This window comes from Streptomyces sp. NPDC001544, assembly GCF_042894285.1.
GTDB lineage: Bacteria > Actinomycetota > Actinomycetes > Streptomycetales > Streptomycetaceae > Streptomyces.
In genome coordinates this window covers 178868-204125 of the sequence record NZ_JBIAVN010000015.1, presented here as the reverse complement: position 1 = coordinate 204125, position 25258 = coordinate 178868, and the positions used below count along the sequence as shown (strand labels likewise).

The following is a 25258-nucleotide window of genomic DNA, read 5'->3' as shown; positions in this document are numbered from 1 at the left end:
TCGGGGTCCCGCAGCACCACATTCGCGGCCACCGCGTCATGACCCTCACGGAACACGGTCGCGGAAATCTCGAACGTCTCGCCGACGACCGCCTTCGCCGGGTGCCTGCCGCGCTCCACGGCAGGCCGGACGTCCCGCACCGGGATGCGGCCGATGGCCTCGGTCGAACTCATGGGTGTCACCTCCGCCGTGCGCGAAGCCGGGCGCGTGGCCCGGCTGGGAATCCGATGGGTGCCGGAAAGTCAGTGCCTTCCCGCCCTTGGCCGCCGGTCCGGCGGGGGAGCCCGTCGGCCCCGCCCCTGCACACGGGGCCTGCCGGCCTGCTCCCGCAGGTAGGCGGCGAGTGTGGTGCGCAGATAGCGTTCGGCGGCGTCCGCGGCCTCCCGGGCGCAGCGCTTTCCCATCAGTACGCACAGGGTGTAGCCCGAGTCCTCGAACGCGGCCCGTAGGGAGCGGTCGGAGGGCGAGGCGAGCATCAGACGTTCCCACGCCCGGTATCGCCGCAACAGCCGGGCCACTTCGGCCTTAGCGGGTAGCAGCATGGCCCCTTCACCTTCCGACGCTCTCGACTGAGCACGCTTCCCGACGGTCGGGTGGCATCCGGGCACGGAGAGGCACGGATCCGTTACGGCGATCGAGGCTTTCACTCATGGTGCACGCGTCACCACGGAGCGTCTTGTTGGCTCTTCAACTACCTCGGGACCGCTCGTGTTGCACGAATGGCGTAGCGCCCCCACTGTGGATCTGACTCAGGAGCGATCAGTGCTCACGCTCCGCGTCCGGCGCCGTGCCGGACGGCGCGAGAAGGAGCAAGAGCTTCGCCGGTGAGGAGCAAGCGACGATGAAGACCGCAGTGCCCTGCTACTACCACCTCGACGTGGAAGTCAGCCCCGAACGGGTCGGACAGGTCAGCCGCATCCTGGCCGCCCACCTCCGCCACTGGGACCTCGAGAACCTCGTGGAGCCCGTCCGCAGCGGCACCGAACTGCTGCTGCGCGCGATCGACGAGCACGCCACCGACAAGAACATCTCGATCGAGATGTGGTGGAACGGCCAGCACCTCATCACCGCCGTCGGCGGCGACGACCGCGACCTCCGCCCGGACCAGGACCTGCGTAGCTGCCTGGCCCACATCGCCGCGATGAGCGACGGCTGGGGCTGCTGCGCGTCGGAGACCGGAAGCAAGATCATCTGGTTCTCGCAGCGCGCCCGTGCCGGCGAGCGCGTCCCGCTGGTGCCCACCGCCCCGGCCCCCAACCTCACCGAGGGGCTCAACGTGCCCCGCGAACTGCCGATGACCGTCCTCGCAGCCTCGGCGGACGGTGTGCTGGAGGGGGCCCGGTGACCGCGCGTCGATCCCGGAAAGGGGTGCCCGTATGGAGCGGGCACCCCTACCCGTTGGGCGCGTCCTTCGACGGGCAGGGCACCAACTTCGCCCTGTTCAGCGAGGTGGCGGAGCGCGTCGACCTGATCCTCCTCGACGACGCCGGTACCGAGACCTCCGTTCCGCTGGGCGAGGTCGACGGCTTCGTCTGGCACGGCTACCTGCCCGGGATCGGCCCCGGACAGCGCTACGGCTACCGGGTGCACGGGCCGTGGGACCCCGATCTCGGCCACCGCTGCAATCCCGCCAAGCTGCTGCTCGACCCGTACGCGCGGGCCGTCGACGGGCAGATCGACAACCACGCCTCGCTCTACGAGCGCGCGCCGGACGGCCCCTCCCCGGCCGACAGCGCCGGACACTCCATGCTCGGCGTGGTCACCGACCCGCACTTCGACTGGGGCGACGACCGTCCACCCGGGCGGCCGTACGCCGACTCCGTCATCTACGAGGCCCATGTACGCGGACTCACCAGGACCCACCCCGGCGTCCCGGAGCGGCTGCGCGGCACCTACGCCGGCCTCGCCCACCCCGCGGTGATCGAGCACCTGACCTCGCTCGGCGTGACCGCCGTCGAGCTGATGCCGGTGCACCAGTTCGTGCACGACGGCGTGCTCCAGGACCGCGGCCTGTCCAACTACTGGGGCTACAACACCATCGGCTTCTTCGCGCCGCACAACGCCTACGCCGCCCTGGGCACCCGGGGCCAGCAGGTCGACGAGTTCAAGGCGATGGTGAAGGCGCTGCACGAGGCCGGGCTCGAGGTGATCCTCGACGTGGTCTACAACCACACCGCCGAGGGCAACGAGCAGGGCCCCACCCTGTCCTTCCGGGGCATCGACAACGCCTCGTACTACCGGCTCGTGGACGGCGACTGGGCGCACTACTACGACACCACCGGTACCGGCAACAGCCTGCTGATGCGGCACCCCTACGTGCTGCAGCTGATCATGGACTCGCTGCGGTACTGGGTCACCGAGATGCACGTCGACGGGTTCCGCTTCGACCTCGCGGCCACGCTGGCCCGGCAGTTCCACGAGGTGGACCGGCTGTCAGCGTTCTTCGACCTCATCCAGCAGGATCCCGTTATCAGCCGCGTCAAACTGATCGCCGAGCCCTGGGACGTGGGCGAGGGCGGCTACCAGGTGGGCAACTTCCCGCCGCTGTGGTCCGAGTGGAACGGGCCCTACCGGGACGCCGTACGGGACTTCTGGCGAACCGAGCCCGGCTCCCTCGGCGAGTTCGCCTCCCGGCTGACCGGCTCCTCCGACCTCTACGGGCACAGCCGGCGCCGGCCGCGCGCCAGCGTCAACTTCGTCACCGCGCACGACGGTTTCACCCTGCGCGACCTCGTGTCGTACAACGACAAGCACAACGAGGCCAACGGTGAGGACAACCAGGACGGTGAGAGCGTCAACCGGTCCTGGAACTGCGGGGCCGAGGGCGAGACCGCAGACCTGGCCGTACTGGAGCTGCGCGCCCGCCAGCAGCGCAACCTGCTGGCCACGCTGCTGCTGTCGCAGGGCATCCCGATGCTCTGCCACGGTGACGAACTGGGCCGCACCCAACGCGGCAACAACAACGCCTACTGCCAGGACAACGAGGTCTCCTGGGTCGACTGGCGGCTCACGGACGAGCAGCACGCACTCGCGGAGTTCACGCGGCGGATGATCGCGCTGCGCGCCGCGCACCCCGTACTGCGCCGCCGCCGGTTCTTCCGCGGCGAGACGGTCACCAACTCGGCGCAGCCGCTGCCCGACCTCGTCTGGCTGCGCCCGGACGCGCGCGAGATGACCGACCGCGACTGGCAGCGCGCCGACGCGCACTCGGTCGGCGTGTTCCTGAACGGCGACGCCATCGCCGAACGGGACGCGTACGGGCGCCCGGTGGTCGACGACTCGTTCCTGCTGCTCCTCAACGGATACTGGGAGGCGGTGGACTTCCGTCTGCCCGACCGGACCTACGGGGAGGGCTGGACCACCCTCATCGACACCGCCGACCCCGACGGCGTCCCCGACGAACGGGAGCACAAGGCGGGCGCGCACCTTCGGGTCGAGCCCCGCAGCCTGGTCCTGCTCTCCCGCCCGTCCCGCACCACCACGTGAGATGTCAGTCCAGGCGCCGGACGAGACCGGGACGGCGCAGGGCGAGGAGGAAGGCCGGCGCGGTGCCCGCGTCGATGCCCACCACCGCGGCCGAGGACACGCCGAGCGTGGTGAGAAGCGCCGCAGCGTCCTCGGCCAGGGTGCCCGCGTCGTACCCGGAGGCGGCCCGGCTGCTCGCGCCGAACCCGCGCAGGTCCGGCGCGATGACGCGGTAGCGGCCGGACAGATCGGCCATGACGTCGGCCCACAGCTCCCTCGGGGGCGGCGCGCGGACCTGCCGAACCGGCCCGATCGTTGCCCCGGCCGGGGCGAGAACATCTCTTTTCCGGCCGCTCTGGACGGCCCCGTCGGCGGCCCGAACGGGTCGACCGGTCCACAGGCCGGGCATGACGCCGCGAACGCCGTGCGGCTTCGACAAGGCCGTCCACCGGCGCCGCTACCGAGCAGCGATCACCCTGGCCGGCACACTCGTCCGGCTCGACACCTGATCGACATGACCTGGGGCGCGCCCCCGTGCTCCCGCCGGGCCAGGCGGGTCAGCGCTCCGACCGGGCCGTCACCGTGAACTGTGCACCGTCGGGGTCACGCAGGACGACCTCGTCCACGTCCTCCCGCAGCACGCTCCCGCCGTGCTTCTCCGCCGCCCGCGCGCACCCGGCCACGTCCTCCACGGTGAAGTGGATCTGCCAGTGCGGGCGGACCGAGGGGTCGGGGGCGGCCTCCACCGCGCCCGAGTCGATGCGGGCCACCACGTCGCCCTGACTGCGCAGCACCACCTCGCCCCCCTCGTACTCGACCTGGCAGCAGCCGGGGCTCTGCGAGGCCCAGTCCAGGATCTCGCCGTAGAAGATGGCGGAGTCGAAGGCGTTTCTGGTGTGCAGCCGGATGAAGGTCGGTGCCGCCCGCCGCCAGGCCTCCCAGTTGGAGACGAGCTTCCCCTCCCAGATCCCGAAGGTGGCGCCGTCCCGGTCCGCAAGGAGCGCCGCCCGTCCGGGCGGGAAGGACAGCGGGCCCACGGCCACGGTGCCGCCCCGCTCCCGGGCGCGCGCCGCGGCGTCGTCCGCGTTCGGGACCGCGAAGTACGGGGTCCATGCCACCGCCATCTGCCACATGGTGGCGACCGCCGCTATCCCCGCGACCGGCACACCGCCCGCCAGCGCGATACGGAAGTGGTCGCCCATCCGGGCGTCGCGCCATCGCCAGCCCAGCACGGCCTCGTAGAACTCCTGGGTCGCCCGCAGATCGCGGCTGGTCAGACTCACCCAGCAGGGGGCACCGAACACGGAGTGTGTGGAGACGACGCCTTTCGGATGCGTCGTACCGACGGTGAGGGGCATGTCGTGTTTCATGGCAGTCGCGTCCTGGTCTCGGCGACCGGCAGCCACCGGTCTCCCACCAGTGTCCAACCGGATGCGGTGAAGGCGCCTGCGGAGTACCCCGTACGAATGGCCTTGAAACGATCGCGGGCCCGAGGGCGGCGCGTGGCGGAGTGCGGTGGGGCGGTGTATTCATGGGCTGAGAGCCGCGAGGCGAAGCCGTGCACGTACCGCGCGCACAGGGAGGCGACCATGTCCACGAACGGCCGCCGGGACGAGACCGAACCGGACCGCGTCTTCGCCTTGCAGGAAGAGGTCCACCAGCTGAAGGAGGCCGTCACCTCGCATGCCGTCGTGGACCAGGCGATCGGGATGATGGTCGCCCTGGGCCGGATCACCCCGGACCAGGGATGGGCGGTGCTGAAGGAGGTCTCCCAGCACACCAACATCAAGCTGCGCAACGTCGCCGAACTCGTCCTCATCTGGGGCCGAACGGGTGACATGCCCGCCGAAGTCAGGGCCGAACTCGAGGACGCCCTCGACCGGCACGGCCCGACGCAGATCCCCGGCTCCCCGCCCGAGTGACACGGCGGGGCCCGATCGGCACGACGGGGAGCCGGGGACGGATCAGCGGGAATCGCTGAGCAGTTCCTCGCGCAGGTGCGCGAAGCAGGTGCTGAGCAGCCGTGACACATGCATCTGCGAGATGCCGAGCTGCTGCGCGATCCGGCTCTGCGTCATCCCGCGGAAGAACCGCAGATAGAGGATCAGGCGTTCACGTTCCGGCAGCGCCTGCAGACAGGGCTTGACCGCGGCGCGGTCGACGACCAGGTCGTAGCCGGGCTCCGGCCCGCCCAGGGCGTCCCCCAGCGCGTAGCCGTCCGTGCCGGGCATCTCGGCGTCCAGGGAGAGCGCCGTGAAGCACTCCAGGGCCTCCAGCCCGGTCAGCACCTCGTCCTCGGTCAGGTGCGCGCGTTCGGCGATCTCGCCGACGGTGGGGGAGCGGCCCGGGATCGTCTGTCCCAGTTCCTTCACGGTGCTCCGGACGCGGTTGCGCAGGTCCTGCACCCGGCGGGGCACGTGCAGGGTCCACATGTGGTCGCGGAAGTGCCGCTTGATCTCCCCGGTGACGGTCGGCACGGCGTACGCCTCGAAGGCACGGCCGCGCGACGGGTCGAAGTGGTCGACGGCCTTCACCAGACCGAGCGCGGCCACCTGGTAGAGATCTTCCAGGGACTCGCCGCGGCCGCGGAACCTCACGGCGATCCGTTCGGCCATCGGCAGCCAGACCCGCACCAGCTCGTCCCGCAGGGCCTGTCGCTCCGGGCCGTCGGGCAGCACCGCGAGCCGCTCGAACGCCGCGGCGGTGTCCGGGGCGTCGTCGTGCGGGTGGGGTTTCGTTCTCTTGGTGCCGCGCATCGAACGCCTCCCTCAGCGGGTGCCGGGTGGGAAGACACCATGGGAGCTCGCACGGGCCGGACGAAGGCTTGGAGTCCGGCGGGCCGGCTCCCTCGGACGTGCCTCCTGTCCGAAGCACATAGGTGAAGATTCCCACAGTCGGATGCTTCAGGGCAAATCATGTCATCAGATAGCATGGGATGATTTGTCCGCGTTACCGTCTCTTGACTTCCGGTTGGGCGAGATACCTCTGTAGCAGAGGTAATCTCCGAGTATGGAATCGGGCACCTTCGCGGAGGAACTGGCCGACGCCCTGGTAGGGGTGCAGCGGCTGATCCGCCGCCGGCTGCGCAGTGGACTGACCGTGCCAAGGCTGCGCGGCGCCGAGGTGGAACTGCTGCGCCTGGTCCAGGCCCGGCCTGGAATCGGCGTCTCGGACGCCGCCAAGGAGCTGTATCTGGCGGGCAACTCGGTGTCGACCCTGGTGAACCGGCTGGTCAGGGACGGGCACCTGCTCCGCGAGAGCGATCCCGCCGACCGGCGCGCCGCCCGCCTGCGGCTGACCGAGGTGGCACAGAACCGGCTGCGCGACTGGGAGCGGCGGCGGGCCGCCCTCGTCGGCCGGCACGTGGCCCGGCTCGACGAGGCCGACCGGGAAGCGCTGCGCGCCGCCCTTCCGGCACTGCGCAAGCTGGCCGTCACCCTGCACGAGGAGGCCGAGAAACCATGACGCGGGACACCGCCGCCGAAGCGGACACCGTCACCCGACCGGCCGAGGCGGCCGACGCGATCACCTGTACGGGCCTCGCCTACGCCTTCGGGGGCACCAACGCGGTCGACGGGCTCGACCTGGTGGTGCGCGAGGGCGAGGTCTTCGGGCTGCTCGGGCCCAACGGTGCCGGCAAGACCACCGCCATCCGCTGCATCACCACCCTCCTGCCGGTCCCGCCCGGCAAGGTCAGGGTCTTCGGTCACGACGCTGCCAGGGACCGCATGGCCGTCCGCCGGCTGCTCGGATACGTCCCCCAGCAGCTGTCCGCCGACAGTGGGCTCACCGGACGCGAGAACGTCGCCCTCTTCGCCAGGGTCTTCGACGTCTCCCGCCGGGAGCGTGCCGCCCGGGTCGACCAGGCGCTGGCCGCCGTCGGCCTCGCCGACGCCGCCGACCGGCTGGCCGGGACCTACTCCGGGGGGATGGTCCGCCGCCTGGAGCTGGCCCAGGCACTGGTCAGCGCCCCGCGCCTGCTGATCCTGGACGAGCCGACGATCGGCCTGGACCCGATCGCCCGAACGGGAGTCTGGGAGCACATCGACGCCGTGCGCGCGGCCACCGGCATGACGGTCCTGGTCACCACCCACTACATGGACGAGGCCGACCAGTACTGCGACCGGGTCGCCCTGATGCACCGCGGCCGCGTCCGCGCCCTCGGCACCCCGGCCGAACTGCGGCGGGGACTCGGCGAGCGGCGCCGTGCGGCGGGCACGCCGGCCGCGGAGGAGCCGCCCACGCTGGAGGACGTCTTCCGCGATGTCGCCGGCAGCGGCCTCGACGACCAGTCAGGAGGTTTCCGTGATGTCCGAAGCACCCGCCGCACCGCGAACCGAGTCGGCTGACCGCGCCGCCGAGGACGGCACGCCCCTGCTGCTGCGGCCGCCCCAGCCCCGCGCGGGCTGGCGGCTGCTGCCCGCCCGGGTCGTCGCGATGTGCGCCGTCGAACTGCAGAAGCTGCGCCACGACCGCACCGAGGTGTACACCCGCGCGGTGCAGCCCGCCCTGTGGCTGCTGATCTTCGGTCAGACCTTCACCCGGATCCGGGCGATACCCACCGGCGGCATCCCCTACATCGACTACCTGGCGCCCGGCATCATCGCCCAGTCCGCGATGTTCATCGCCATCTTCTACGGCATCCAGATCATCTGGGAGCGGGACGCCGGCATCCTCAACAAACTCCTCGTCACCCCGACCCCGCGCTCGGCGCTGATCACCGGCAAGGCCTTCGCGGCCGGCGTGAAGTCGCTGATCCAGGCCGTCGTCGTCATCGTCATCGCCGCCGTGCTCGGCGTGTCCCTCACCTGGAACCCGCTGAAGCTGCTGGGCGTCGCGGCGGCCGTCGTCCTCGCCTCCGTGTTCTTCTCCTGCCTGTCGATGACCATCGCGGGCATCGTGCTCAGCCGCGACCGCCTGATGGGCATCGGCCAGGCCATCACCATGCCGCTGTTCTTCGGCTCCAACGCGCTGTACCCGGTCTCCGTGATGCCGGGCTGGCTCCAGGCGGTCAGCAAGGTCAACCCGCTGAGCCACCAGGTCGACGCCCTGCGCGGCCTCCTGCTCGGCACGCCCGCGCACCTCGCCGCAGATTTCGGAGTCCTGGCGGTGGCGGCCGTCCTGGGCATCGCCGCGGCCTCCTCGCTGCTGGGCCGGCTGGCCCGCTGATCTCGCCGCCGACGTGATGTGCGGCACGCGCTCCGCACCCGTCGGCGAGCCCCTCGGCCGGATATCCGCTGGGCACGGCTTGATCGTCGATCAAAGCGGGCGAATCCCCTGGCCACAGCGCATTCTGCTCATTTGACAGTGCACTGAGCGCACAGATAGGAAGCAGGCCTTGGAGGTCGAGAGGGGCATTGTGTACGAGCCGAACGTGGTCGGGGACTGGCAGGAGTACGAGGAGCATGCCGGTCTGCGGGTCCGCGTCCACAGCCTGGAGGCGGCGGAGCCACCGCGCGGACGGGACGACGCCGCCGCCGGGCTGACCTATTTCCGTCTCCGGGTGACCGTCGAGAACCGGGGTGCCCAGCACTTCCTCGTGCACCTGGAGGACGGCCAGATCGACGTCCGCCTCGGCCCCGACGGGGAGGGCGCCTTCATCGACTGGCGCAACTCCCAGTTCATCGAGGGCTTCGACGTCTACCCGCTGCGCCGCGCCACCGCCGTGCTGTACGCGGCGGGTCCCGAGGCCGCCCTGGCCCAGGTGGACGTCCAGATCCAGCTGCGGGTCGACGAGGAGTGGACCGAGCGCCGACTGTGGGCGGGCGGCATCGGCGTGCACGAGGGGCATGTCGGCGCCGGTGCCGCCGCGGCCGCCGGACCGGGCAGCCTGGCCCACCAGGTCAGCACCTATCTGCGCGACCAGGGAGATCCGGGCACCACCACCGCCTGACGGCCACGGTTCGCGGGGTCAGTGCGGAATGCCGTCGATGATCTCCCGGGCGCCCTGTCGCAGCAGGGCCACCGCGACCGACGTGCCGAGAGTGGCCGGGTCGAGCCGGCCCGCCCACTCGTGGGCGTTCAGCCGGGTCTTGCCGTCAGGGGTGAACACGCAGGCACGCAGGGACAGTTCGCCGCCGTGCTCGACGCGTGCGTATCCGGCGATCGGGCTGTTGCAGTGCCCTTGCAGGACATGCAGGAACATGCGCTCCGCGGTGGCCTCGCGGTGGGTGTCCGGGTCGCCCAGTCCGCTGACGGCGTCGATCAGCTCGGTGTCGTCCTCGCGGCACTGCAGGGCGAGGATGCCCGCGCCGATCGGCGGCATCATCGTCTCCTCGGACAGCACCTCGGTGACCACGTCCCGCCGACCGATCCGCTCCAGCCCGGAGAGCGCCAGCAGCAGCGCGTCGGCCTCGCCGACCGCGAGTTTCTCCAGGCGGCGGTTGGCGTTGCCGCGGAACGGCACGCACTGCAGGTGCGGGTGGGTGGCGGCGAGCTGGGCGATCCGGCGTACCGCTGACGTACCGACACGGGTGCCCGGCGGCAGTTCGCCGAGGGTGAGTCCGTCCGGGTGGACGAGCGCGTCACGGATGTCGTCCCGTTTCAGGAACGCCGCGAACACCGTCCCGGCGGGCAGCGGCCGGTCGGCCGGCACGTCCTTGACGCAGTGCACCGCCAGGTCCGCCTCGCCGGCCAGCAGGGCGGCGTCCACCTCCTTGGTGAACGCGCCCTTGCCCTCGACCGCGGACAGGTCGCCGAGCCACTTGTCCCCGGTCGTCCTCACCGGTACGACCTCGGTGCGCACCCCCGGATGGAGGGCGGCCAACTCGGCGCGGACCCGCTCCACTTGGGCGAGTGCCATCGGAGAGTCGCGGGAGACGATACGGATGAGTTCCGGGACGGCCATGGGGACACGATAGTGGGTGCGCCGGCCCTCCCGTGCCGCCGGCCGGCGCGTGACCGCCGGGCTGCGGCGGAACCCGGCCCTCGCTCGAGCGCCGGGCCGTGCACGTGTGGAGCTCCGGCCGGCGGGCCGCCACAGAGTTCGCCCGGGAACGTCAGACGCCCGGGTCGAACGTGATGCCGGACGGCATCGCCTTCGACAGGTGCGAGGCGAAACTGTCGTCCTTCAGGCCGAAATGCGCGCTGCCGAAGTCGTACGCGCTCAACTTCTCGCGCAGACCCGCCGGGTAGCCGTTCCAGCCGACCAGGGGCGGGTACTGCCAGGTGTGCTTGTGGTTCTCCGGCGGCTCGTCGTTGCCGTTCGCCAGGCGGAAGCAGTGGGTGCGGATGCCGTCCTTGTGGTAGACGACCTTCGGGTGGGTGCCCTCGAAACGGACCTCGGAGACCGCGTGCACGGTGAACGAGCCGTGGTTGGAGGTCGACATGTACTGGACCCGGCCGTCCCGCACCCACACCACGACGTGCTCCCAGTCGTGCCGGTGGCCGCCGATGCCGCTGCCCGGCAGCGCCTGGTCCTTCTCGAAGTACAGTCCGTACATATAGGCGCACCAGCCGTTGTCGCACCTGTAGCGCGAGTAGCTGTTGGTGTTGTCCAGGTCGGAGGCGTCGTGGCAGTTGCCGTTGAGGGCGCCCGTCGGCTTCAGACCGCCGTTGACCGTGCCGTCCGGCCCGATGGCGGGCGTCGGATAGCAGCCGTCGGTGTCGTAGTCGAAGGCCGGCTGGTACGTGACTTCCGCGGTTTCGGCGTTGGCCGGCAGCGCCCGCGGCGGAGCGGCGAAGGCGGCGGTGGGGAAGGCGACGACGAGGGCGGCGGCACCGGCGAGTCCGGTGAGCCATCTCCGGGGCCTGGGGCGGAACGTCCGTGACGACACTGGCTCCTCCAACGGGGTTGCGTGTCAGGGCGGTTCAGCATCCATGCTCGACGTGTCCCTGCCAAGAGGGTCGGGCGTCACCGTGGTGAAGTCCGATCAGCGGTGACGTGATGTCAGAGAGCGTCGTCCGGCAGGTCCGCCGCCGACTCCTCCGGCGTAAGATCCGGGCGCAGTCGCAGCCAGGACGGCTGGCGCAGCATCCCGGCCCGGGTACGGGTGCTGTAGCCGACCTCGCCGACCAGCCGGGGCAGCACCCAGTGCGCACCGGAGACCGACGGCACGGGGTCGAAGGGGCACACGCCGGTCTCGGCGGCCCGCAGCAGCAGGGCGAGTTCGGCCCGCTCCGCCTCGCTCCAGCCGGTGCCCACCCCGCCGACGTACCGCAGCCGTCCGGCGGCACGCTGACCGACCAGCACCGCGCCCGGCAGACCGGTCAGCCGGCCCTTGCCGGGCAGCCAGCCGCCCACGATGACGTCCTCGCTGCGCAGGTTCCGGATCTTGATCCAGGCCCTGGAGCGCACCCCGGGCTCGTACACCGAGTCCAGCCGCTTGCACACCAGTCCCTCCAGACCGTGCTCCCGGGTCGCCCGCAGCGCCTCGGTGCCGTGCCCGGTGACGGCGGCCGGCGTCGACCAGGAGGGCCCGCCCAGGCCGAGCTCCTCCAGCAGCGCGCGGCGCCGGACGTAGGGAAGGGGGACGAGGAGGCGTCCCTGAAGGTGCATCACGTCGAACAGCACCAGGTGCACCGGAATCCGGGCCGCCCGACGGGCCGCCAGCGCCGGTGCGTGGGCCAGGCCCATGCGGCTCTGCAGCAACTGGAAGTCGGCGCGGCCGTGTTCGTCGACGGCGAGGATCTCACCGTCCAGGATCGCGGGCGTCGTGCCGAGAGCGGAGCCGAGCGGCCGCAGTTCGGGGTAGGCGGCGGTGATGTCCTCGCCGGAGCGGGCGCGCAGCAGCAGGCTGCCGTCGCCGGGCAGGTAGACCACCACCCGCTGGCCGTCCTGCTTGGTCTCGTAGGCCCACCGGGCGTCCTGCGCGGCGGGCGGCAGCGTGCCGGGCGTGGCGAGCATCGGCGGGATCAGCGGCAGCGTCACGGCGGTCACGGCTGAAGATGTCGACCGCGCCGGGCCGGCCCACGCGCCTTTTCCGGCGGGTTCCCCTGAACGGCCGGTGGGTCGCCAGGGGGGTCGGGGCAGGCGGATCGGGTCAGGCGGGTCCGGACAGTGGGACACCGGCCGGGCCCTGGCCGTCCTCAGCGCGCCTCGGCCGCTTCGGCCGGGGCGCGTCGGCCACCGGGGCGGGAGCCGTGTCCGCCGGGCGGAGCCCTCGGGCCGGGCGCCGGACCGCTCCCCCCGGTCCGGCACCGGCCCGAGGGAGAAGTGGAGCTGACCGACCTGTACCGCGCGGGGCGAGGCCGCGGCGCCGTACAGCACCCCCGCCACCGTGCGGCAATACGGCGGACCACCCCTCGATCGGTGTCCTGGGTGCCGCCGGTGTCGCGGCGGGCCTGCGGCTGCCCGGGGGAGTGGGGGAGGGGGGCGCACGGCTTCCGGCGCACGGCGGCCGGGTGCGCATCGAACACCCCACCGGGTTCCTGGACATCGACACCCCTTGGGGGCGGATGGCGTACAGCAGTGCGTCGTCCGCCCTCTCGCGCACCCACCGGGCCCCGGCAGGAACTGCTCGCCGCCGGCTGACCGCCCGCCGGCTCCGCCGCACCCGCGACCAGGGGTGCGGGCGCCGACGCGCTTCACCCCCTGGCCGGCGGCTCGACGTAGAGCCCCGTGCAGGCCAGTTCGCCGTCCACCTCCGCGCAGGCCTCCACGCCCCGGGGTGACGGCACGGAGACCATCGGGCTGGTGTACCCGGCGGTGTCCTCGGCCGGATACGCAGCCGAGAGCACGTCCTCGCCCGCGCGCACGGACACCTCCCGGGCGCGCGGCGAGCGCATCCGCAGCTCCGACCAGGCCGTGCCGCAGGACGGTGAGTAGCGCAGTCGGACGTCGTAGGTGCTGCCGGTGACCCTGCTCCCGGTCCGCGCGTCCCGCGCACAGGCCGACGCGTCGGGCAACCGGCCCTGGCAGGACCGCCGGTGACAGCGGGGCGCCGCCACCGCCTGCGTGGTGGACGGGCCGTGCCGGCCGGAAAAGGCGAGTGCGGCGGTGACCGCGGCGGCCACGCCCAGCAGCACGAGCGCCGGCAGGGGCAGCCGGCGCCACCGGGACCGCGCTCGGCCGGTTCTCAGGGGCGGGCTAGGGGCGGGTGGGCCGTCGGCGGCCTGCCACAGGGCCAGTACGGGCGCGGGATCCACGCCCGCGAGGCGGCTGAGCGCCTCCACGGCCGGGCGGGGCGGGCGCTTGGTGCCGGTCAGGTACCGGTGCCAGGCGGACTTGCTGTACGGCGTGCGTGCGGCCAGCGCGGCCAGGCTCAGCCCCGTGCGGTCCTTCAGCTCGCGCAGTCTGGCCACCAGTGACTCGTCCGGAGTGGTGGGCCCGTGGGGGTGCCGCATGGTGCGTCCCTCGACTTCATATCCTCTATGGGCGTTTCGCCCCTGTTGCCGGGATGGCTTCCCAACGACACGGCGACCGCAACGCGCGGCAAGGTATGAGGACGGTGAGGCGGCGGGGTGTGCCGAAGGCCTGTTCGGGGGAGTGCGCGGTTCCCGAACAGGCCTCGGCGGTCAGGGGGTACGGCGGCCGGTGGCCGTCAGCACCACGGCAGGGTGGCGCCGACCCGCACATAGCGGGCGGAGACGAATCCTCTGTGGTGGCGGAGCCGGTACCAGACGTGGTTGCCGAACACTCCGGAGCCGTAGCTCTCGCAGGTCAGGTACACGAGCCGGTGATCGTGCCGGTGGCCGACGACGCGGTAGCCGGTACCCGGGCCGGAGCGGACGTTCAGCGCCAGGTGGTGCGTGGCCACGCGACCCGCCACACGGTGCCGTGCGTGGCGGACGTGGTGCGTGGCCCGGTGGCCGCGGTGGGCGGTGTGGTGCCGCGGCGCGTGCCGGGCGGGGGCGGGGAGAGTGGAGGGGAGGGAGTGCTGCGCGGTGGCCGTGGGCACCGGGTGCGGGGCGGTCGTGCCCGCCGGGGCGGCGCCTGCCGCCGTGGGCAGGAACGCGAGCACCGCGACAGCGGTCAGCAGGCCGCTCTGCACGGTCCGTCGGATCATGGAAACCTCCGGCTGTCGTTCTCGTGACCACGAAGCGTGGCCACGTCGGCCAGCCTGTCCGTGACGAGGTGTCAGGATGCCGTCCCCGCCTCCCTTGGGACACCGGGGACGTCCCCGGGAACGCGGCACCCGGGCCACCTGGTCCGCGGCCGGAAGGTGTCCCACCGTCTTCCCCGTCTCCCGTCGTCCCGGGGTACTAATTAATCGAGCGCGCCCTGACCCGCATCACCTACCTGAGCACCAGGGCACGGCAGCACGAGCGGCTGATGGCACTTGCCGGTGTGCCGCTGGACCGGGCCGCGGTCGCCCTGCTGCGACAGGTCGCCGACTCCGAGCCGCTGCGGCCGGGGGGGCTCGCCCAGCGTCTCGGGGTCGAGGCGTCCCATGTGACCCGGACCGTCCAGCAGCTCCAGAAGGCGGGGTACGTCACCCGGGTCCCCGACCCCCACGACCGGCGCGCCCAGCGCATCGAGCTCACCTCCCTCGGCCGGCAGGCCGTCGACCGCGTCCGGGAGGCCGGGGCGCGCGGCATGCAGCTCGCCCTCGCCGGCTGGTCCCCCGAGGAGCTGCGTCAGCTGGCCACCCTCTTCCACCGCATGGTCGACGACTTCCTCGCCCATTCCGTCGAGGACGAGTCCGGTCAGGACGCGGACGCGCAGGTGGGCTCCGCCTGAGCCGAGGGGGATCGAGGTGCTACCGGGGAGTAATATCCGGGCCAGTCACCACGAGGAGGAACCGTGCCCCGGTCCGAACGCTCGCCCCTGCTGCTCGCCGGTCTGCTGGCCGTCGCGGGCGTCGCCCACTTCACCTCGCCGCGCCGGTTCGACGCGACGATCCCACGGGCCCTGCCGGGCTCACCCAGGACGTGGACGTCCGCGAGCGGGGCGGTCGAGCTCGCGCTCGCGGCGGGCGTGGCGCTGCCGCGCACGCGGTCCGCGACGGCGAAGGCGGCCGCGGCCTTCTTCGTCGGGGTGTTCCCCGCCAACGTGCAGATGGCCGTCGACTGGCGGCACCGGCCCGCCCCGCTCAGGGCCGCCGCCCTCGCCCGGCTGCCGCTCCAGGTGCCCCTGGTGCTGTGGGCCCGCGGGATCGCGCGCGGAGCGGAGGGCCGGGCATGAGCGAGCGCATCGGCGTCGGCGACAAGGTCGAGGACTTCGAGCTCCCGGACGAGACGGGCGTGCCCCGGCGGCTGTCGGACCTGCTCGCCGAGGGCCCCGTGGTGCTGTTCTTCTACCCCGCCGCCCTGACCTCCGGCTGCACCGCCGAGGCCTGCCACTTCCGCGACCTCGCCGCCGAGTTCGCCGCGGTCGGCGCACGGCCCGTGGGGATCAGCGGGGACTCCGTCGAACGCCAGCGGGAGTTCACCGGGCAGCACCGGCTGGGCATGACGCTGCTGTCCGACGCCGACGGCACGGTCCGCGAGCGGTTCGGTGTGAAGCGCGGCTTCTCGCTCGCACCGACCAAACGGGTCACCTTCGTGCTGGCCGAGGACCGCACGGTCCTGGAGGTCGTGCGCAGCGAACTGCGCATGAACACGCACGCCGACCGGGCCCTGGCGGCGCTGCGCACCCACCGGGGGTGAGGCGCGGCTCGTGCGCGCTTGATGCCGGGAGGCAAAGGGATCATTCTGGGGCGTATGGAGCATGTCGCTGCTGTGGCGACCCTTGACGCCCTGGGCTTCGTGACCGGATGGAGCGAGGGCGCCCGGCTGCTCACGGGCCACTCCGCCGAGGAGGTCGTGGGGCGGCCGGCAGCCGGACTGCTCGCCGAGGACCCGCCCCCCGGCACCGTCGCCGCCCGCACCGGTCCCGTCGCGCTGCGCCACCGGGACGGCCACCGCGTCGAGCTCACCCTCACGGCGTGCCCGGTGCTCGGCGCCGACGCCCGGCCGACCGGGTACGTCGTCACCGCCCGTCCGCCCGAGGACGGCGAGGTCACCCTCGCGGGCCGGGCCTTCCAGCAGGCGTCGATGTCCATGACGGTCTTCGACACCCGGCAGCGCTATCTGCGGATGAACCACGTGGCCTGCCAGGTGATGGGAGTGCCCGAGGAGACGCTGCTCGGCCGGTACTTCGCCGAAACCATCGAGGACAGCGAGTACAGCCGGGACTTCCTGCGCCATCTGCGGCAGATCACCGAGACCGGCCGCCCGGTCCGCTTCGAGAGCTTCGGCGGCGCACCGGCACCGTACCGGGAGCACGCGTGGAGCATCGAGATGTGGCCGGTGCGCTCCGCCACCGGCGAGGTGACCGGTGTCGCCCTGGCGGCACTCGACAGCACCGAGCAGCGCTGGGCCCGACGGCGGCTGGCACTGCTGAACGAGGCGGCTGCCACGATCGGCACCAGCCTGGACGTCGTACGCACCGCCGAGGAGGTCGTGGAACTCCTGGTGCCCCACTATGCCGACTTCGCCAGCGTCGACCTGCTCGACTGGGTCCTCGGGGCCGACGAACCGCCGATGATCCCGTCCGGGGACGTCGTGCTGCGCCGGGTCGCCCACGGTTCGGCCATCGAGGGCACCCCCGAGGCCGTCCTGCACCTGGGCCAGACGGACGTCTACGGGGAGTCCACCCCGCCCGCACGGGCGCTGCGCGAGGGACGGGCCGTGCTGGGACAGGAGGGAGAGCCGGACTTCGTCCGCTGGGTCGCCGAACGCAACGCCCGGCGTCCTGAGGGCCGCCGGTACCGGCAGGGTGTCCACTCGATGTTCGCCGTACCGCTGCGGGCCCGGGGCGTCACGCTGGGCGTGGCGGTCGGCGTGCGCATAGCCCACCCCGACGACTACGGCGCCGACGACGCGATGTTCGCCGAGGAACTCGCCAGCCGGGCCGCCGTCTGCGTCGACAACGCCCGCCGCTTCGCCCGCGAGCGCACCACCGCCCTCGCCCTGCAGCACAGTCTCCTGCCCCGCGGACTGCCCGGGCAGGCCGCGGTGGAGGTCGCCCACCGCTATCTGCCGTGCGGGTCGCTGGCCGGTATCGGCGGCGACTGGTTCGACGTCATTCCGCTGTCCGGCAGCCGGGTCGGCCTGGTCGTCGGGGACGTGGTGGGACACGGCATCCAGTCGTCCGCGACCATGGGCCGGCTGCGCACCGCCGTACGCACGCTGGCGGACGTCGACCTGCCCCCGGACGAGCTGCTCACCCACCTGGACGACTTGGTGACCCACCTGGCGGCCGACGGCAGCGGCGAGGAGGTCGCCGAGCTGGGCGCCACCTGCCTGTACGCCGTCTACGACCCGGTCTCGCGCCGGCTCGCCCTGGCCGCCGCCGGCCACCCCGCCCCGGCCCTGGTGACGCCCGGCGGGAGTGCGCAGCTCGTCCCGATGACCGCCGGGCCGCCGCTCGGTGTCGGCGGCCTGCCGTTCGAGGCGACCGAGATCCAGCTGCCCGAGGGCTCGGTCCTCGCCCTGTACACCGACGGCCTCGTCGAGGACCGCGACCGCGACGTGGACCGTACGACCGAGGAGCTGTGCCGTGCGCTGACCATCCCCGCGGACTCCCTCGAGGCGCTCGGCGACATCGTACTGAAGACCGTCCTGCCCGAGCAGCCCAGCGACGACGTGGCCCTCCTCCTCGCCCGCACCCGCGCGCTCGGCGCCGACCGGGTCGCCACCTGGGACGTCCCGCCGGACCCGGCCGAGGTGGCCACCGCCCGGCAGGCGGCCACGGGGCAACTGGCCGCCTGGGGGCTGGACGAGGTCGCGTTCATCACCGAACTCGTCGTCAGCGAACTGGTCACCAACGCGATCCGCTACGGCGTACCGCCCATCCGGCTGCGACTGATCCGCGACGGGGCCCTCATCTGCGAGGTGTCGGACGGCAGTTCCACCTCACCCCATTTGCGCCGGGCGCACGCCTACGACGAGGGAGGCCGCGGACTGCTGCTGGTCGCCCAGCTCACCCAGCGCTGGGGCAGCCGGCAGACGGCCCGCGGCAAGACGATCTGGGCCGAACAGCCGCTGCCCGACTGATCACCGGCACGGACCGATCACCGGCACGCACCGGTCACTGGAACGGGCAGCCCGGGTTCGCCGTGTCCTCGGAGAAGGGGGCGCCGTGCGGCAGTACGTAGAGCACGTCGAGCACGAGCGGCGTGTCGCCCAGGTTGCGCCCGATGTGCACATGGTCCGGGCCGGCCGGCTCCTGGATCGTGGAGCCCGCCCGGTACACGCCGTCCGAGGCGCAGCCGGAGTCGAAGTGGCTGAGGGTGCCCTGCTCGACGTAGCCGTACAGCGGGCCGTCGTGGTAGTGCCAGCCGGTGCTCTGGCCGGGCGGGATGGTTATCTCCCGCAGGGTGTAGTCGGTGCCGTCCACGGTGGTCCGGCTGATGATCCGGGCGGTCACTCCCGGCCCCGCCGGGGTGGCTCCGGCGGGGCCGCAGGTGAACAGGGCGGCGGCGGTCACCGCGCCGGTGACGACGGTGCGGAGTGCGGTGCGCATGCGGGAGCCTCCAGGGGACGCGAACGGATACCCGCCGCGAACATAGAGGGACCGATGGGCAGTTGGGGCCGGAATCAGGGGATCCGGCTCAGCCGGCCGCCCGCTCCCACTCCTCGCCGTCGTCCGCCGCGACCTGGGCGAGCGTGCGGCCGGTGCGCACCGAGCGGGCCCGCCGGGGGTCCGGGGTGCCGTGCCCCGCGCCCCGTGCGGAGCCCTTCCTCACCAGCAGCCAGGCCTCCTCCTCGCCGCCGTCACCGGAGCGGAACCGAGTGAGGGCGTACTCGCCGTGCAGCTTGCTCCCGTGCAGCCGGAAGGTCGCGTGCCCGCGCTCCAGCGACTGAGCGAAGTCGACGGGCCGGCCCCTGCGGTCGTGGCTGAGCGGTTCGTACGTCCCGCGCTCCCAGACGATCACGGTGCCGCCGCCGTACTCGTCCCTGGGGATCACACCCTCGAAGTCCTCGTATTCCAGAGGGTGGTCCTCGGTGGGCACCGCCAGTCGCCTGTCGCGCGGATCGGTGGACGGGCCCTTGGGGACCGACCAGGACTTCAGCACGTCACCGACCTGCAACCGGAAGTCGAAGTGCATCCGGCGCGCGTCGTGGATCTGGACGACGAACCGGGGCGCGTCCCCGGCCGACGGCGCCTTCCCCGACGGTTCGCGGGTCCTCTCGAAGTCCCGCTTGCCGCGGTACTCCCGCAGTCGGTCGTCCGTTCCGCCGGCCACCCGCCGCTCCTTCCCTGCGTCCGCCCCAGGCGCTCCGGGTACCCCGCGGCAGGCGCGGCAGGCGGTTCAGCCGTCGGACTGCCCCCCGATGCCGTCCAGCTCGGCGACCGCGTCGTCGGGCAGCACCAGGCCGGCGGCGGCGATGTTCTCGCGCAGGTGCTCCGGAGAGGAGGTGCCCGGGATGAGCACGATGTTCGGCGACCGTGCCAGCAGCCAGGCCAGCGCCACCTGCTGCGGCGAGGCGCCCAGGCGGGCGGCCACCTTCGTCAGTGTCCCGGACTGCAGCGGCGTGAACCCGCCCAACGGGAAGTACGGCACGAACGCGATGTCCTCGGCCGCCGTGCGCTCCACCAGGGCGTCGTCCTGTCGGTTGGCCAGGTTGTACAGGTTCTGCACGGTGACCACGGGCGCGATGGCACGCGCCTCGTCGAGCTGTGCGGCCGACGCGGCGCTGAGCCCCAGATGCCGGATCAGGCCCTGCTGCCGCAGTTCGGCCAGCGCGCCGAACTGCTCGGCGATCGAGTCCTCGTTGGGGGCGTCCAGGTCGCCGAGGCGCAGGTTGACCACGTCCAGGGCCTCCAGGCCCAGATGCCGCAGATTGTCGTGCACCTGCGCCTTGAGGTCGGCCGGGTGCCGGGAGATGATCCAGCCGCCGTCGGCTCCCCGCCGGGCGCCCACCTTGGTGACGATGCTCAGCCCCTCGGGGTAGGGGTGCAGGGCCTCTCTGATGATCTCGTTGACGACCACCGGCCCGTAGAAGTCTGCGGTGTCGATGTGGGTGATCCCCGCCTCCACCACCGCGCGCAGTACCGCCACCGCCCGGTCGCGGTCCCTCGGCGGACCGAAGACGTGCGGGCCTGCCAGTTGCATGGCGCCGTAGCCGATACGGGTCAGGGCCGGACCGCCGGCCGGGGTGACGGTCCCGCCGAGCTGTGCAGTCATGTCATACCTCTCGTTCATCAGGCACCGGTGCCTCCGGTGCCCCATGACGTCCACCGTGCTCCGGCCCGGCAGGCGACGGCAGTGCCCCCGTGTTCCTGGGGGTGAGAGGGACAGTCACCCGGCCGGGGCCGGGCCGTACGGTGGAGCCATGGACGCCAAGAACGCCCTCGGAGACTTCCTGCGTGCCCGGCGGGCGCTGGTGCGGCCGGAGGACGCCGGGCTGCCCGGCGGCGGACTGCGCCGCGTGCCGGGGCTGCGACGCGAGGAGGTCGCGCTGCTGGCCGGGATCAGCGCCGACTACTATCTGCGCCTGGAGCAGGGCCGCGACCGCAACCCCTCCGTCCAGGTGCTGCAGGCCATCGCCCGGGTGCTGCGGCTGGACGACGCGACCACCGCCCACCTGCTCGGCCTGGCCCGGGAGCGCCCGGCCGAGGGCACGAGGAGCGGACGGACGGCGGGCGGAGCGCGCCCGCGGGAGACGGTCCCGGCCGGCATCCTGCAGCTCATCGACGGCTGGACCCGCAACCCCGCCTACGTCCAGAACCGCTTCGCCGACGTGCTCGCCTCGAACACCCTGGCCACGGCCCTCACCCCGAACTACGCACCCGGTGTCAACGTGCTGCGGGCCGTCTTCCTCGACCCCGCCGAGCGCGCGCTGCGCCGGGACTGGGAGGACCTCACCGAGGAGGGCGTGGCGACCCTGCGTGCCCGTGCCGGTGCGGACGTCGACGACCCACGGCTGCTGGAGCTGGTGGGCGAGCTGTCGGTGCGCAGCGAGCGGTTCCGCACGCTGTGGGCCCGCCACGACGTACGACCCCGGCGGGCCAGGGTCAGCCACCTGCGGCACCCGCAGGTCGGCGACCTGGAACTGCACTCCAACAAGCTGTCCGTGGACAGCGCCGACGACCTCACCCTCGTCGTCTTCCACGCCGGGCCCGGCAGCCGCGGCGCCGAACTGCTGGACATCCTCGGCAGCCTCACCGCGGCCGGGTACGACGGCGCGGGCACCGACACGCCGGAGCGGATCGAGGAGCGGTAGCCGGGAACTCCTCGTCCGCACGGACGGGGCGTGTGATGATCGCCGGGACGACTTCGGACGACCAGCGGAGCGCGCATGACGACGGACAGGGACACAGCGGACCGAGCGGTGGCGGCCCGGGTCGCGGGGGCCGAGGTCAGGCCGGTCGCCGGGCACATCGGCGCCGAGGTCACGGGCGTCGACCTGGCCGGACACCTCGACGACGCGGTGGTCGACCTGATCAGGCAGGCCGTGCTGCGCTGGAAGGTCGTGTTCTTCCGCGGACAGGGGCTCGACCACGCCGGGCATGTCGCCTTCGCGCGCCGGTTCGGTGAGCCGGTCGTCCTCGGACGGCGCGGAAGCGCCTCACCGCCCGGCTTCCCCGAGGTGGAGACCACCGCGGACCGGCTGGAGCTGGGCGGACGGTTCGGCATGGACCACGACGAGTGGCTCCGACGGCGCCGGCACACCCTGCTGCGCGGCTGGCACTGCGACCACGGCGCCCGGATCGACCCGCCCGCCGCGACCATTCTGCGCGCCGAGACCGTCCCGCCCTACGGCGGCGACACCACCTGGTCGAACCTGGCCGCCGCGTACGCCGGACTGTCCGCGCCCGTCAGGGCGTTCGTGGACGGGCTGCGGTCCGAGCACCGGCTCGGCGTCGGCTACCAGCCGCGTCCGGGCGACGACGCGTACGTCCGTCACCTCCTGGACCACCAGGTCGCCTCCGTGCACCCACTGGTCCGCGTCCACCCGGAGACGGGGGAGCGGGTGCTGTTCGTCAACGGCTACTACGTCGAGCAGATCACGGACGTCTCCCGACCGGAGAGCGCAGCCCTGCTGGAGATGCTCCTGGAGCAGGCGGTGCGCCCCGAGTACACGGTCCGGTTCCGCTGGGAGCCCGGCAGCGTCGCCTTCTGGGACAACCGGGCCACCATCCACCTCGCCCCCAGCGACAACGCCCACCTGGACTTTCCGCGGATCATGCACCGGGTGATGCTCGCGGGCGAGGTGCCGGTGGGCGTGGACGGCAGACCGTCCGAGCCGGTCACCGGAACCGAGGCGGGCCGCTGGTGAGTCGGACGGGGGGCCGCCATCCCAGCGCCGGACCCAGCCGCTCGGCCATGTCGGTGAGGATCTGTACGTAGTCCTCGTGCTCGAAGGTGAACGGCAGCGCGAAGGCCACCTCGTCGACCTCCCGGAACGCGGCGTGCGCCTGCAGCCGTTCGGCGATCTCGGCCGAGGTGCCGACCAGGTCCGGCGCGAACAGCAGCCGCGCCGGGCCCTGCGGGGAGGCGGTGCGGGGCAGGCGTTTCGCGGCGTACTCCTCGTATCTGGAGCGCTGCTCGGGCGTGGCGGAGTCGGTGGGGATCACCACGAGGCCCTGGGACACCCGGGCCGCCTCGCCCTCGGGGTGGTGGGCGCGGAACTCCCGGATGTGGGAGAGCTGGATCTCCGCGAAGTCGGCGGGCCGGTCCGCGTCCTCCGCCTTGACGACGCTGCTGGTCAGGAAGTTCATGGCGTACTCGCCCGCCCGGCGCGCCGACCCGAGGCTCCCGCCGCCGTACCAGAGGCGGCGGCCCAGCCCGGGGGAGTGCGGCTGCACGACGTCGGAGAACACTTCGAAACCCTCGACCCCGCTGAAGTCCGTGGCCGGCTTGCCCCGTACGAAGTCCAGCAGCCGCCGCACCCGCTCGTAGGAGAAGTCCTCGGCGTCGGCGGTGTCCGGGTACAGGGCCTCCTTCACCTGGTCGTAGTGCATGGGCGGACCCACGCTGACGCCCGGGTTCAGACGCCCGCCGGAGAGGATGTCGACGGTCGCCAGGTCCTCCGCGAGGCGCAGCGGGTTCTCCCAGCCGAGCGGGACGACCGCGGTGCCCAGCTCGATGCGGCGGGTGCGCTGCGAGGCCGCGGCCAGCACGGCGACGGGCGAGGAGATGCCGTACTGCAGATGGCGGTGGCGCACCCAGGCGCTGTCGAAGCCCAGCCGCTCGCCGAGCTCGATGATCTCGAGGGTGGACTCGTGGCCGCGGCGCGGATCGGCCGCGTCGAACAGGCCGATGGTGAGGAAGCCCAGCTTGCGCAGGGGGCGTGCGGCGGACGGCATGGGCTCCTCCGGCGGTCGTACGTCGGTTCTCGAGTTCTGAGCCGATTGTCGCAGCCGAGTGTTGCGGGCGTGTGATCAGAACAGCGGGATGACGACCTCGTCCTCGACCGGCGGTTCGGCCTCCTGCGCACGGTTCCCGGTCGCGGCGAAGCAGCGCAGCCTGATGGCCTCCGGGGTGACGTCGAGACGCAGGAAGGACTTGAAGAAGGGCGGGCTGTACGTGGCCGAGCCCGGTGAGAACAGCTGGGTGTAGATCTTGCGCACCGGCAGCCGGAACCGGGACCGCCGCTCGGGACGGCGCCCCGCGCCCAGCAGGCTCGCGACCAGCCGGACGCGGTGGGTGATGCGGACCGGGGCGCCGGGGGAGCGGGTCGGCGCGATGCCCAGCCGCTCGGCGACGACGGCGGTCGCCTCGGCCTCGGTGAGGGTGAAGAAGCGGCGCAGCCGCAGCCGGTGACCGTACAGCCGGCTGTAGAAGGCCAGGGAGTCGCCGCGCAGGGGATAGCAGCGGAAGTCCCGCTCGGTGACGCCGCCCACGGAGATCCGCGGGATGGTGTGCGTGGCGTGCATGAAGGCTCCGCCGCCGCCGGAGACGACGTACTGGACGGTCCGGCCGTCCACGTCGACCGGATAGCGCTGGTAGTTGTGGATGTCGCCGCCGATCGCCGCCACGAAGTGATGGTCCGGGTCGCGCACGATGTCGTCGACGGTGCCGCCGCCCTCGATGGCGCACGGGTGGTGCTCACCGTCCACGTACAGGGGCGAGCCGGTGACGAGGATCTTCGGACGCGGCCCCCGCGCGACCTCGCGCAGCCACGCTCCCTGTTCGGCGTCGATGCCCCCCAGCAGCCCGGTGTCGATCCCGATGATCCGCAGGGGCCCCGCGTCGATCGCCCAGTACGGTCCCGGCTGTACCGCCCGCTGCTCCGGAGCCGAACGCAACGTCCGCGCGGCGGCGAGGCGTTGCTCGTCCGCCGGGCGCGGCCTGTGCCACAGCAGGGCGCGCCACCAGGCGCGGGTGAGGGGGCGGGGCGCCGGTTCGGGGGCGAGGGGCGGGGCGTCGTCGCAGAAGACGCGCATGAACGCGCCGAGGTCCTCGTACCAGTCGTGGTTGCCGGGTACGGCGTAGACGGGCGCCCGGTAGTCCTGGTAGGGGCGGAAGAACTTGGGGCCGTAGTCGTCGGTGCTGCCGACGGGATAGATCACGTCACTGGCGATCACGGCGAAGGCGGTGTCCTGACCGGTCTTCAGAAAGCCGGGCACGACCGCGTACTGGGAGGCGTCGCCCTCTCCGGTGTCGCCGATGACCATGAAGGAGAACCGGTCCGCGTCGTCGCGCCGGATCACCTTGTCGGCCCGGACTCCGGCGGCGGCCCGCTGTGCCACCCAGCGGCCGCGGGTGTGTCCCGTGGGGTCGCCGAACCAGGACGCCAGCACGCCGTTGCGGGCGGCCCACAGCGTTCTCGGATTCAGCCACGACAACTTCTCGACGTGGCCCGGCATCAGCCGCCGGTAGTCGCCGGGTTCGGCAGCGCCCCAGCCGGCGCCTTCCGCGGTATCGCGCGAGGAGTCAGACACGCCGTGCACCGTAACAACGGCCTGTCGCCCGCCGGT

Annotated in this window: 27 protein-coding genes and 1 pseudogene; 13 read left to right on the top strand and 15 right to left on the bottom strand. The window is 72.6% G+C overall.

Annotation, left to right across the window (positions count from 1 at the left end; all coding sequences use genetic code 11):
- Both ACFY0F_RS30690 and ACFY0F_RS30685 read right to left on the bottom strand, forming a co-directional pair.
- Window positions 1–173 (bottom strand): maltotransferase domain-containing protein (locus tag ACFY0F_RS30690; RefSeq protein ID WP_388801384.1); only part of this gene is annotated, 173 nt, incomplete at its 3' end.
- A 69-nt stretch (window positions 174–242) separates the two neighbouring features.
- The gene (locus ACFY0F_RS30685) at window positions 243–542 is read right to left on the bottom strand and encodes a DUF5133 domain-containing protein (RefSeq protein WP_388801357.1); all 300 of its coding nucleotides are present in this window, start codon (window positions 540–542) and stop codon (window positions 243–245) included.
- Between the two features lie 299 nt (window positions 543–841).
- Here ACFY0F_RS30685 and ACFY0F_RS30680 point away from each other — a divergent pair, with 299 nt between their 5' ends.
- Both ACFY0F_RS30680 and glgX read left to right on the top strand, forming a co-directional pair.
- On the top strand, window positions 842–1345 hold the full coding sequence (locus tag ACFY0F_RS30680) for a pep a2 (RefSeq protein WP_388801354.1): 504 nt from the start codon (window positions 842–844) through the stop codon (window positions 1343–1345).
- Window positions 1342–3486 (top strand): glycogen debranching protein GlgX, encoded by a 2145-nt coding sequence (glgX, locus tag ACFY0F_RS30675; RefSeq protein ID WP_388801352.1) that lies wholly within the window; start codon window positions 1342–1344, stop codon window positions 3484–3486. Before ACFY0F_RS30680 ends, glgX begins: the two co-directional genes overlap by 4 nt.
- A gap of 10 nt (window positions 3487–3496) precedes the next feature.
- Here the strand turns inward: glgX and ACFY0F_RS30670 are convergent.
- Window positions 3497–3751, bottom strand: a pseudogene (locus ACFY0F_RS30670) (alpha/beta fold hydrolase); the annotation flags it as partial.
- Window positions 3752–4022: 271 nt separating this feature from the next.
- A complete protein-coding gene (locus tag ACFY0F_RS30665; protein ID WP_388801349.1) occupies window positions 4023–4835 on the bottom strand; it encodes a VOC family protein in 813 nt (270 codons plus the stop codon).
- Between the two features lie 219 nt (window positions 4836–5054).
- Between ACFY0F_RS30665 and ACFY0F_RS30660 the strand changes: the two genes are divergently transcribed.
- The gene (locus tag ACFY0F_RS30660; RefSeq protein ID WP_388801346.1) at window positions 5055–5387 is read left to right on the top strand and encodes an ANTAR domain-containing protein; all 333 of its coding nucleotides are present in this window, start codon (window positions 5055–5057) and stop codon (window positions 5385–5387) included.
- 42 nt (window positions 5388–5429) lie between these two features.
- Here ACFY0F_RS30660 and ACFY0F_RS30655 read toward each other — a convergent pair whose 3' ends face one another.
- Window positions 5430–6221, bottom strand: a complete 792-nt coding sequence (locus ACFY0F_RS30655) for an RNA polymerase sigma factor SigF (RefSeq protein ID WP_388801343.1) — start codon at window positions 6219–6221, stop codon at window positions 5430–5432.
- A gap of 253 nt (window positions 6222–6474) precedes the next feature.
- On the opposite strand from ACFY0F_RS30655, the gene ACFY0F_RS30650 reads away from it, so the two are divergent.
- The 4 genes from ACFY0F_RS30650 (at window position 6475) to ACFY0F_RS30635 (ending at window position 9358) form a co-directional block, all read left to right on the top strand.
- Window positions 6475–6930: a MarR family winged helix-turn-helix transcriptional regulator gene (locus tag ACFY0F_RS30650; RefSeq protein ID WP_388801341.1), complete on the top strand. Its 456-nt coding sequence runs from the start codon at window positions 6475–6477 to the stop codon at window positions 6928–6930.
- Complete coding sequence (locus ACFY0F_RS30645; protein ID WP_388801338.1) at window positions 6927–7814, top strand: ATP-binding cassette domain-containing protein; 888 nt, start codon at window positions 6927–6929, stop codon at window positions 7812–7814. The genes ACFY0F_RS30650 and ACFY0F_RS30645 overlap by 4 nt, the downstream gene beginning before the upstream one ends.
- The gene (locus ACFY0F_RS30640) at window positions 7774–8634 is read left to right on the top strand and encodes an ABC transporter permease (RefSeq protein ID WP_388801335.1); all 861 of its coding nucleotides are present in this window, start codon (window positions 7774–7776) and stop codon (window positions 8632–8634) included. The genes ACFY0F_RS30645 and ACFY0F_RS30640 overlap by 41 nt, the downstream gene beginning before the upstream one ends.
- 190 nt (window positions 8635–8824) lie before the next feature.
- A complete protein-coding gene (locus ACFY0F_RS30635) occupies window positions 8825–9358 on the top strand; it encodes a hypothetical protein (protein WP_388801381.1) in 534 nt (177 codons plus the stop codon).
- Between the two features lie 18 nt (window positions 9359–9376).
- On the opposite strand, the gene hemC is transcribed toward ACFY0F_RS30635, so the two are convergent.
- From hemC to ACFY0F_RS30610, 5 genes are all read right to left on the bottom strand, one after another.
- On the bottom strand, window positions 9377–10312 hold the full coding sequence (hemC, locus tag ACFY0F_RS30630) for a hydroxymethylbilane synthase (protein WP_388801332.1): 936 nt from the start codon (window positions 10310–10312) through the stop codon (window positions 9377–9379).
- A 151-nt stretch (window positions 10313–10463) separates the two neighbouring features.
- On the bottom strand, window positions 10464–11240 hold the full coding sequence (locus ACFY0F_RS30625) for an NPP1 family protein (protein ID WP_388801329.1): 777 nt from the start codon (window positions 11238–11240) through the stop codon (window positions 10464–10466).
- Window positions 11241–11353: 113 nt separating this feature from the next.
- Window positions 11354–12334, bottom strand: coding sequence for an ATP-dependent DNA ligase (locus ACFY0F_RS30620; RefSeq protein ID WP_388801379.1), 981 nt, complete (start codon window positions 12332–12334; stop codon window positions 11354–11356).
- 656 nt (window positions 12335–12990) lie between these two features.
- On the bottom strand, window positions 12991–13749 hold the full coding sequence (locus tag ACFY0F_RS30615) for a DUF2690 domain-containing protein (protein ID WP_388801327.1): 759 nt from the start codon (window positions 13747–13749) through the stop codon (window positions 12991–12993).
- A 197-nt stretch (window positions 13750–13946) separates the two neighbouring features.
- Window positions 13947–14411 carry an SH3 domain-containing protein gene (locus ACFY0F_RS30610; RefSeq protein ID WP_388801325.1) on the bottom strand — a complete coding sequence of 155 codons (465 nt, stop codon included), beginning with the start codon at window positions 14409–14411 and terminating at the stop codon, window positions 13947–13949.
- A gap of 203 nt (window positions 14412–14614) precedes the next feature.
- Here ACFY0F_RS30610 and ACFY0F_RS30605 point away from each other — a divergent pair, with 203 nt between their 5' ends.
- The 4 genes from ACFY0F_RS30605 (at window position 14615) to ACFY0F_RS30590 (ending at window position 18384) form a co-directional block, all read left to right on the top strand.
- Complete coding sequence (locus tag ACFY0F_RS30605) at window positions 14615–15085, top strand: MarR family winged helix-turn-helix transcriptional regulator (RefSeq protein ID WP_388801376.1); 471 nt, start codon at window positions 14615–14617, stop codon at window positions 15083–15085.
- 63 nt (window positions 15086–15148) lie between these two features.
- Window positions 15149–15529, top strand: coding sequence for a DoxX family protein (locus ACFY0F_RS30600; protein ID WP_388801322.1), 381 nt, complete (start codon window positions 15149–15151; stop codon window positions 15527–15529).
- Complete coding sequence (locus ACFY0F_RS30595; protein ID WP_388801320.1) at window positions 15526–15993, top strand: peroxiredoxin; 468 nt, start codon at window positions 15526–15528, stop codon at window positions 15991–15993. The genes ACFY0F_RS30600 and ACFY0F_RS30595 overlap by 4 nt, the downstream gene beginning before the upstream one ends.
- Window positions 15994–16047: 54 nt before the next feature.
- Window positions 16048–18384 (top strand): SpoIIE family protein phosphatase, encoded by a 2337-nt coding sequence (locus ACFY0F_RS30590; RefSeq protein ID WP_388801318.1) that lies wholly within the window; start codon window positions 16048–16050, stop codon window positions 18382–18384.
- Between the two features lie 34 nt (window positions 18385–18418).
- Here ACFY0F_RS30590 and ACFY0F_RS30585 read toward each other — a convergent pair whose 3' ends face one another.
- The 3 genes from ACFY0F_RS30585 to ACFY0F_RS30575 form a co-directional block, all read right to left on the bottom strand.
- Window positions 18419–18853, bottom strand: a complete 435-nt coding sequence (locus ACFY0F_RS30585; RefSeq protein ID WP_388801315.1) for a cupin domain-containing protein — start codon at window positions 18851–18853, stop codon at window positions 18419–18421.
- An 88-nt stretch (window positions 18854–18941) separates the two neighbouring features.
- Complete coding sequence (locus tag ACFY0F_RS30580) at window positions 18942–19577, bottom strand: DNA polymerase ligase N-terminal domain-containing protein (RefSeq protein WP_388801312.1); 636 nt, start codon at window positions 19575–19577, stop codon at window positions 18942–18944.
- Window positions 19578–19643: 66 nt separating this feature from the next.
- Window positions 19644–20519 (bottom strand): oxidoreductase, encoded by an 876-nt coding sequence (locus ACFY0F_RS30575; protein WP_388801309.1) that lies wholly within the window; start codon window positions 20517–20519, stop codon window positions 19644–19646.
- A gap of 148 nt (window positions 20520–20667) precedes the next feature.
- Here ACFY0F_RS30575 and ACFY0F_RS30570 point away from each other — a divergent pair, with 148 nt between their 5' ends.
- On the top strand, window positions 20668–21558 hold the full coding sequence (locus ACFY0F_RS30570) for a helix-turn-helix domain-containing protein (protein WP_388801307.1): 891 nt from the start codon (window positions 20668–20670) through the stop codon (window positions 21556–21558).
- A gap of 75 nt (window positions 21559–21633) precedes the next feature.
- Window positions 21634–22614 (top strand): TauD/TfdA dioxygenase family protein, encoded by a 981-nt coding sequence (locus tag ACFY0F_RS30565; RefSeq protein WP_388801304.1) that lies wholly within the window; start codon window positions 21634–21636, stop codon window positions 22612–22614.
- Here ACFY0F_RS30565 and ACFY0F_RS30560 read toward each other — a convergent pair.
- Together ACFY0F_RS30560 and ACFY0F_RS30555 are read right to left on the bottom strand one after the other, a co-directional pair.
- The gene (locus ACFY0F_RS30560) at window positions 22586–23644 is read right to left on the bottom strand and encodes an LLM class flavin-dependent oxidoreductase (protein WP_388801301.1); all 1059 of its coding nucleotides are present in this window, start codon (window positions 23642–23644) and stop codon (window positions 22586–22588) included. The genes ACFY0F_RS30565 and ACFY0F_RS30560 overlap by 29 nt on opposite strands.
- Window positions 23645–23719: 75 nt before the next feature.
- The gene (locus ACFY0F_RS30555) at window positions 23720–25222 is read right to left on the bottom strand and encodes a metallophosphoesterase family protein (RefSeq protein ID WP_388801298.1); all 1503 of its coding nucleotides are present in this window, start codon (window positions 25220–25222) and stop codon (window positions 23720–23722) included.
- Window positions 25223–25258 lie beyond the last annotated feature (36 nt).